This is a genomic window from Deinococcus sp., assembly GCF_030523985.1.
Lineage (GTDB): Bacteria > Deinococcota > Deinococci > Deinococcales > Deinococcaceae > Deinococcus.
Window position 1 is genome coordinate 1 of the sequence record NZ_JAUNHK010000036.1, and the last position, 7,385, is coordinate 7,385.

The window sequence follows — 7,385 nt, forward strand, 5'->3', positions numbered from 1 at the left end:
TCCGACACGGGACTGACTCTCCCTCGCCTACGTCTGAAAGCTGACCGAACGTGCTCAGGCGTTGTGGTCCTGCCTCCCCGCATGGCGAGCGCTGGCCAGGGGATGAGATTCCCATGTCAGCCCTGTTCCAGCTCCAGCAGTTGCGCCCCCAACACCTCTGCCAGTTTCGCGGCCCGTCCCAGACGCACTTGCCCCGCTTCGGTGTCCACCACAGTGCAGCGCACCCCCCGCAGCGCCCCCGCCTGAGCCAAGGCGTCGGCCCAGGCGTCCGAACCTGCCGAGAGCGGCACATTGGCCCGCCCGTCGGTGAAGATGACCAGTTCCGCACCTCTGGAGGCCCTCAGCACTTCGCCCGCCTGGCGCAGCGCGTGGGCCAGCGGCGTGCGTCCGCCTGTTGCGGCTTGCCGAATGACCTCCTCGGCCGCTTGCGCGTCATTTGTCCAGTCCAGGTCCAGGGTTGCGCCCGTGCCACGGAAGGTCACCAGGGCCACACGGTCACGCGAGTTCTGGTCCGCCAGCACGTCCAGCATGGCGGCTTTGACTGCTCCCATGCGGCCCGATACGCCCACGCTGCCGCTGGCATCCGCCACAAACAGCACCCGTCGCCCACCGACTTGCTCATGAAGAGGAGCGCGGAAATCCTCGCGGGTGAGTGTAGGTTCTCCACTGCGCCCCGCTGCCTGCATAAGGGTAGACGGCAGATGCAGCCGCGCCGCGTGGGGGTCGGGAACAGTGCGAATCAGCCGGCCTTCACGCTCGCCCCCCGTGGTCCGGCCTGCTCTGGCGGGCGTCGCAAGCGGCAGCGGCAACGCCTGGGTCGGTGCAAAAATTTCCTCGTGCGGGACGCCTTGTGGGGGCTGCGGCTGCGGTTCTTCTGATCGCTGTGGCGGTGGGGGAGAGGGTGGCGGACCTTGCCCGGGCTCGCGGCGGTGGTTGAGTACAAGTGGGGCTACGGCCTCCACATCCTCGGGCGTGACCACAGCTCGCCCTTCCAGCGCGGCAAAGGCCCGGGAGGCGCGGTGCAGCACCAGGTCGGCCCGCAGCGAACGCACGCCCGCCGAGGTGGTCATCCGAGTGATGACGTCCAGCAGAGCGTCTGGCACGTTCACCGCGCCAAAGTGCTGGCGGGCCGCGCCCAGCCGCGCTTTCAACTCCTGCTCCTGCTCTTTCCACTTCGCCGTAAACGCGGCCGCATCGGCCTCGAACGCCATGCGGCGGCGGATGATTTCGGCGCGCTGGGCGGGGTCGGTGGGGGCTGCCACGTCCAAACACAGACCGAAGCGGTCCAGAAACTGCGGCCTGAGCTGACCTTCTTCGGGGTTCATGGAGCCGATCAGCGCGAAACGGGCAGACTGCTCGGCGCTGAGGCTGTCGCGCTGCACCCGCACCACGCCCATGGCGGCCGCGTCCAGCAGCACGTCGACCAGATGGTCGGGCAGCAGATTCACCTCGTCTATGTAGAGCACGCCGCCGTCGGCCTGCGCCATCAGCCCAGGCTTGAGACGCGCTTCGCCGGTCAGTGCCGCCTCCAGATCCAGCGTACCGACCACGCGGTCTTCGGTGGCGCCCAGCGGCAGGTTGACGAAGGGGCCGCCTCCAGGCAGCAGGGCCGCCAGTCCCCGAGCCGCCGTGCTTTTGGCGGCTCCCCGGTCACCGCGAATGAGCAGGCCGCCGATGTCGGGCGAGACGGCCAGCAGCGAGAGTGCCAGCAGCAGCTCGGGCTGGTGGGCAATGGCCGAGAGGGGAAACAGGCTCAAGCTGGCCCTTCCAGCAGCGGCGCACCGGAAAACCGCCGGATATGTTCGTCCAGCGTCATCAGGCGCAAGCCTTCCACCTGCGCCTGGGCCACCAGCATCCGGTCGAAGGGGTCGCGGTGCGCCCAGTCCAGTTCGCCCGCCCGCAGTGCGTGCCGGTGGGTCATGGGCAGCAGATCGGCCCCCAGCGAGGCCACCGCGTCTTCCACGTCGGCCATCAGTGGAGCCGCTTCGGGCAGCTTGCCGAGATGATGCTTGATAGAGATTTCCCAGATGCTCGCAGCACTGACCACAAATCTTGACTCTTCGCTCTGGAGCGTGGGCAGCAAGGCAGCAGGCAAAAGCTCGGGCTTGAGCGTCAGCCACAGTAAAATATGTGTGTCCAGCAGCAACCTCATTCCCAGTCCTTCAATTCTTCCTCGGACAGCGGACGCATAGATTCCTCGTAAAAATCGGGGGTAATTTCTACTTTGCCCGCCAGCAGACCGAACTGACGCGGGCGCTTCTCGGCAAGCGGCATCAGCCGGGCATACGGTTTGCCCCCCTTGGCCAGAATAATTTCCTCGCCGCCGTGGGCACGTTCCAGCAGGCGCGAAAGATGCGTTTTGGCGGCGTGGACATTGATGATTTCGGGCACTTTGGGAAAATCAGTCATAAACTAAGTTTAGTCCACCACGATTCGGATAATGTGAACCTTGAATGTCCAGCGGTAGAGCCAGCCTTTGCCGTGGGCCGCAAGGTAAGGCGCAAGGACACCCAGCACCTCGTTTTCGGGCAGAGGCAGGCGGGCCAGCGCCAGCAGCGCAGGGGTGTCTGGCAGGGTCAGTTCGCGCTCCTCGGTCACGGTGTAGGTCCTGGCAGGCCAGCCCAGCGCCGCTACCGCCTCCCGCAGCAGGGTGGCCCGCCCTGGCTTGGGCCTGCGTGCCAGCGAACGCCGCAGATTGACGTGGGGACTGCCCACGCCGTCATCTTCGAGCAGGTACACCACGCGGCGGCTGAGGCTTTTGAGGGTGTGCAAAGCTGCCCGCAGGTCTGACTGATAGGCCAGCGACCACGCTGACAGCACCGCGTCGTGTGGAGGGACCTGCCGGGGCGCCCGTTCCAGCGAACAGCACACCGTCTGCAGGGTGGGCGGCAGACGCTTGAGCCGCAGCTGCGCCAGCATTTCGGGAGAGTAGTCCAGCGCAGTGACGTGCGGCACGCACCCTGCCAGGGGCAGCACCAGACGCCCCGTGCCCGCCCCGATTTCCAGCAGGCTGCCCAGGCCTCGCAGTTCGTCCGCCAGCCAGCGCACCGTATTGGGCAGCGCGGGCTGGGTGGTGTCGTAGGCAGCGGCTCTGGCCTGCCAGAAAGCGAGGTCGCGCTCGGCCTCGTGGCGCCCGGAGCGGGCGGAAAGAACAAGGTCACGCCAGCGGGCGAAAGGGTCAGCGTCCACGTTCCCCCCGTTCTTCCAGCAGCCCTTCACTCTCTGCCAGCAGGTCTTGCAGCGCTGATAAAGTGTCGGCGTTCGCCTGCCACATGCCGCGTCCCTCGGCTTCCAGCAGCCTGTTCGCAATCGCATTCAGTGCCCAGGGGTTGCTCTGCTTGAGGAAGGCCTGATTTTCGGCGTCCAGTGCGTAGGCCTGCGCCACACCCTCGTACATGAAGTCGTGGGCGATCTCGGCGGTGGCGTCAAATCCAAACAGGTAATCCACAGTGGCGGTTTGCTCCAGGCCGCCCTTGTAGCCGTGCCGCCGGATGCCTTCTAGCCACTTGGGATTGACCACGCGGGAGCGGTATACCCGCAGCGCCTCTTCTTTCAGGTCGCGCACCCGCGAGCGTTCTGGGTTGGAACTGTCGCCAAAGTACCCACGCGGCTGCGCCCCGCTGAGGTGGCGCACCGAGGCCAGCATCCCGCCGAAAAACTGCAGATAGTCGTCACTGTCAAAGATGTCGTGTTCGCGGTTGTCCTGATTGTGCAGCACCAGTTGCGTCTGAGACAGGCGGGCGCGGAAGTCCTCACGGGCGTCGGTCCCCGCTTCGGCAGCGGTGTAGGCGTAGCCGCCCCAGTTGACGAACACCTGCGCGAAGTCGGCGTCGGTCTGCCAGTTGCCCTCGTGAATCAGGTCTAAAATCCCCGCGCCGTACGTGCCCGGCGCACTGCCGAACACGCGGTAACGGGCGCGGGCCTCGGCTTCCTCAGGCGGGAGGTCGTGAAGGCGGCCTTCCAGCTCGGCCAGGTAGTGCTTGCGCGGAAAGTTCTGAGCGGGGTCTTCGTCGGCGTGCATGGCGAGGGAAAACGCGTCGTCCAGAAGATGAATCAGGTGTGGGAAAGCGTCGCGGAAAAAGCCCGAAATCCTCACCGTCACGTCGATGCGCGGACGGCCCAGTTCGGAAAGGGGCAAGAGTTCCACGCTTTCCAGGCGGCGGCTTTGCGGGTGCCACACGGGTCTGACGCCCAGCAGCGCGAAGATTTCCGCGAGGTCGTCGCCCTGCGTGCGCATGTTGGAGGTGCCCCACACGCTGATGGCGACGTGTTCGGGGTACGCGTCCGTTTCCTTCAAGTGGCGTTCCAGCACCTCCCGCGCCAGATTCTGCCCCACCGCCCAGGCCGCCGCCGAGGGCACCGCGCGGGGGTCAACCGCGTAAAAGTTGCGCCCGGTAGGCAGAATGTGCGCCTGCCCGCGACTGGGTGCGCCGCTCGGCCCAGCGGGAACGTAGCGCCCCGACAGGCCCGATAGCAGATTGGAGATTTCCTCGTCGGTGCGGTCCAGGTCGGGTTTGAGGCGGGTACAGGCGTAGTGCAAGGTCTGCGGCAGTGTGCCGTAGCTCTCGCGCGGCCCCAGCGTAAGCGCCAACACTTCGGGGATGGTGGCGGGGTCATAATCGCGCTCCGCGAGAAGCTGATACAGGTGCAAGCTCAGTTCGTCGAGCAGTTCCAAGGCGTCGCCGTGGGTTTGGATGGGGCGGGCGGCGAGAGCACTCAGCGTGTCATTCACAGCGCCCCCAGCGCCACAATGTAGCCGATGCGGATGCGCTCTTCCTCGCCACCTTCCAAGAATTTGGCTTCCAGGTAAGGTGTGGAACCCGTGCGGTCAATCTTCAATGGCCTGAAATTGGCGACGCGCAGGCGGCCTCTGACTACTGTGCCGTACCAGTCATTGCCGCGTTTTTCCTCGTAATAACGCAGTCTGACGTTTTCGCCCGCCCCAATCAGCCCTTCCAGGTACTCACGTTTTTTGCGGGTGTCGTTGATGACTTTCAGGTCGGCGTCGGCGTCCTTGGGTGTGCGGAATTGCGCGCTGGTCTGGATGCCCAGTTCGCTCAGCGCGGAGTGCAATTCGGTTTCTTTGCCTGACGGGACGGTGTACAGTTCTGCGCCCAGCGCGGTGCCCAGCAGTCCTTGCAGGCGCGGCAAACGGGCCAGGGCGCTGACCTGCGGGTGCTGAAACAGGGTCACGGTACTCAGGGCAGGCGCGGGGGTGCGGCCCGTCCAGATACCCAGTTGCAGCCGCACCTCTTCGGGCAATTTGCCCGCCGTGCGTGCCTCCACGTCGCCCAGCAGGCCACTGGGGTAGGTTTCACCCACTGGCGGCAAAAAGCGGTATTTATTTCCCCCCACCCTTTTGACCCGCCCCGCCAGTAGAGCGCGGCCCAGCAAGTCGAGCGGCGAGGCCAGAATAAACTCGCCCGACGCGCTGAATTTCAGAACTTGCTTGGGCGCGGCGGCATAATTCAGGATGGTCACGCCTACGGGCGGCTTCTTGCCTGCGTCCAGCAGCAGGTAGGTTTCGCCTATGGCCCGCCCACCTCTTTGCAGCGCCGCGTCGCGCTTTTCGCGAGTGGGATATTCCAGCAATGTCGCGCCCTGATGCAGCACCAAGCGGTCACGACGGGCGGCCCAGTCTTCTATGCTGCGGCGCATGGCCGGCGAGAGCGGCGTGGCGGAACCCGCTTCCAGGCCCGCGAGCAGGGCAGGCAGTGCCAACCCCTGCTCCAGCGCCGCATACACGCTGCTACGGGTCAGACGGTACACGGCGGTCTGGGCGTCGAACCGCACGGCTTCGGCGGCCGCCAGCACGGGCAACTGCTGCTCGGTCAGTTGTGCTGGATACACCAGCAGTTCAAAGTTGGGCTGCAAGACCCAGGCCGGGCCGCTGGCGCTGGGGGTGTCCGAGTCGGTGGCGTCTAGGGTCAGGCGGTGGGGAATGATGACCTTGTCTGTGCCTTCGCCCTCCACCGTGACTTTGCCCAGCAGGGTAAACAGGCCGCGCAAGGTGCCACTCAGCCAGCCTTTCCAGGCGGCGTCACGCTTGGCCGTTATTTTGGAGCCCCCCAGCATCTCGACGCCAAAGGCCCGTACCTGACTGGGCAAAATCTTTTCCAACTGCGCCCTCAGGTCGCTTTCACGCACGGGCCTGTCCCATTCGTTCAGCAGCGCGAGCAGGCAGGCGCGAACGGTGTAGGGGTTGACGGCTTCAAATTCCGTGTCCTCCGGAGTGTCCAGTGAAGGCAAGGCCGAGTCAAGGCCCGCTTGAAGGGCGTAGGTGGGAAAGCTCCGCAGGGTTTCCACGCCCATCTTGAGTGGAACGAGGCGCTCGCCTTTGCCGTCGGGAATCAGCAGGCCCAGCAGCATGGCCAGCCCCAGCCAGGTTTCGGGTTCCGTCAGGCCGCCCAGCTCCCTCAGCAGCCGCTTGAGGTCATTTTTGGCTGGTTGGCCCGCTTTGGTCAGCCCCACGCCGCCGATACTCTGCACCGCCCGCACGATTTCCAGCAGTTGCAGGCGGGCCAGCGTGACGGGTAGGCTGGAGGTGGTGGCTTTGGCCTTGGTGGGGGGCGGCAGGGGCGCGGCGGGGCGGGCGTCATCAGGCAGGCGGGCAAGCAGGCGCGGGTCAGCCAGTACGGTCTGTGGGGGAGCTGACCCCAAACGCCACTCGGTACGCCCATAGTACGAATAACCGCCGTAGAGCCACGGATTTGGCACATTGCTTGGAAACAGCAGGCCATCTGCCAGCAGGCTCCAGACCAAAGTGGCGGCCTCCCACTGGGCGGGCTGATAGTTCTTGAAGAGGTAACTGGCGGTCAGGCTGAGGTTCTGTCTCGGCAGCGGCAATTCACGCAGCCGTGCGAAGGTAAACAGTTCCCAGGCATTGACCAAGCCGCCATGCCGCCTGAGTTCCTGCAGCAGCAGCAGTTCGGTGGGATGCAGGCGGGCAATCAGTTCGTCTATCTGGGCGGGACTGCTCAGTGTCTCCCGAATCAGGCGCTTGGCTTCGGTCAGGCCCGTGATTTTACTCACGCCGCTGATGCGCCGCGCTGCCTTCAGGGCGTGGTGGCTGCCCAGCAGATCGGTATAGCTTTCTAGCCGAAAATCCGTGACCAGGGGATGAAATTCACCGACATCGGACGCAGGCAGGTCGTTTGATGTGCTGCGGGCCGTCTTCTTCATGTCTCCACCACCTTGGGCGTGTGACCCGCTTTGCGAAGGGCGTCCAACACAGCCTTTTCACTGTCCTTTGCCAGCAGCGCCACGGTGGGCGACAGACGCGTCAGAAGATGCGGCGCAAGTTTGCTGTCCAGCAGCAGCACGTCCAGGTCGGCGGCGTCCTGCACTTCCAGCAGGCTCACGGGGCGGTGCGCGGTCACTTCGGA

6 protein-coding genes and 1 pseudogene are annotated in these 7,385 nt (G+C 65.3%); all 7 read right to left on the reverse strand.

The genetic code is table 11. The features are described from left to right. Window positions 1–116: 116 nt before the first annotated feature. Window positions 117–1,757 (reverse strand): VWA domain-containing protein, encoded by a 1,641-nt coding sequence (locus tag Q4C89_RS07165; RefSeq protein WP_303101924.1) that lies wholly within the window; start codon window positions 1,755–1,757, stop codon window positions 117–119. Then, on the reverse strand, window positions 1,754–2,152 hold the full coding sequence (locus tag Q4C89_RS07170) for a type II toxin-antitoxin system VapC family toxin (RefSeq protein ID WP_303101925.1): 399 nt from the start codon (window positions 2,150–2,152) through the stop codon (window positions 1,754–1,756). The genes Q4C89_RS07165 and Q4C89_RS07170 overlap by 4 nt, the downstream gene beginning before the upstream one ends. Next, a complete protein-coding gene (locus Q4C89_RS07175) occupies window positions 2,149–2,409 on the reverse strand; it encodes a type II toxin-antitoxin system Phd/YefM family antitoxin (RefSeq protein WP_303101926.1) in 261 nt (86 codons plus the stop codon). Before Q4C89_RS07175 ends, Q4C89_RS07170 begins: the two co-directional genes overlap by 4 nt. A gap of 9 nt (window positions 2,410–2,418) precedes the next feature. Beyond that, window positions 2,419–3,189, reverse strand: a complete 771-nt coding sequence (locus tag Q4C89_RS07180) for a class I SAM-dependent methyltransferase (protein WP_303101927.1) — start codon at window positions 3,187–3,189, stop codon at window positions 2,419–2,421. After that, window positions 3,179–4,720, reverse strand: a pseudogene (locus Q4C89_RS07185) (cobaltochelatase subunit CobN); the annotation flags it as partial. The pseudogene Q4C89_RS07185 and the gene Q4C89_RS07180, both read right to left, overlap by 11 nt. 8 nt (window positions 4,721–4,728) lie before the next feature. Beyond that, window positions 4,729–7,182, reverse strand: a complete 2,454-nt coding sequence (locus tag Q4C89_RS07190; protein ID WP_303101929.1) for a hypothetical protein — start codon at window positions 7,180–7,182, stop codon at window positions 4,729–4,731. Beyond that, the coding region (locus tag Q4C89_RS07195; RefSeq protein ID WP_303101930.1) for a hypothetical protein at window positions 7,179–7,385 on the reverse strand (207 nt) is incomplete at its 5' end. The genes Q4C89_RS07195 and Q4C89_RS07190, both read right to left, overlap by 4 nt.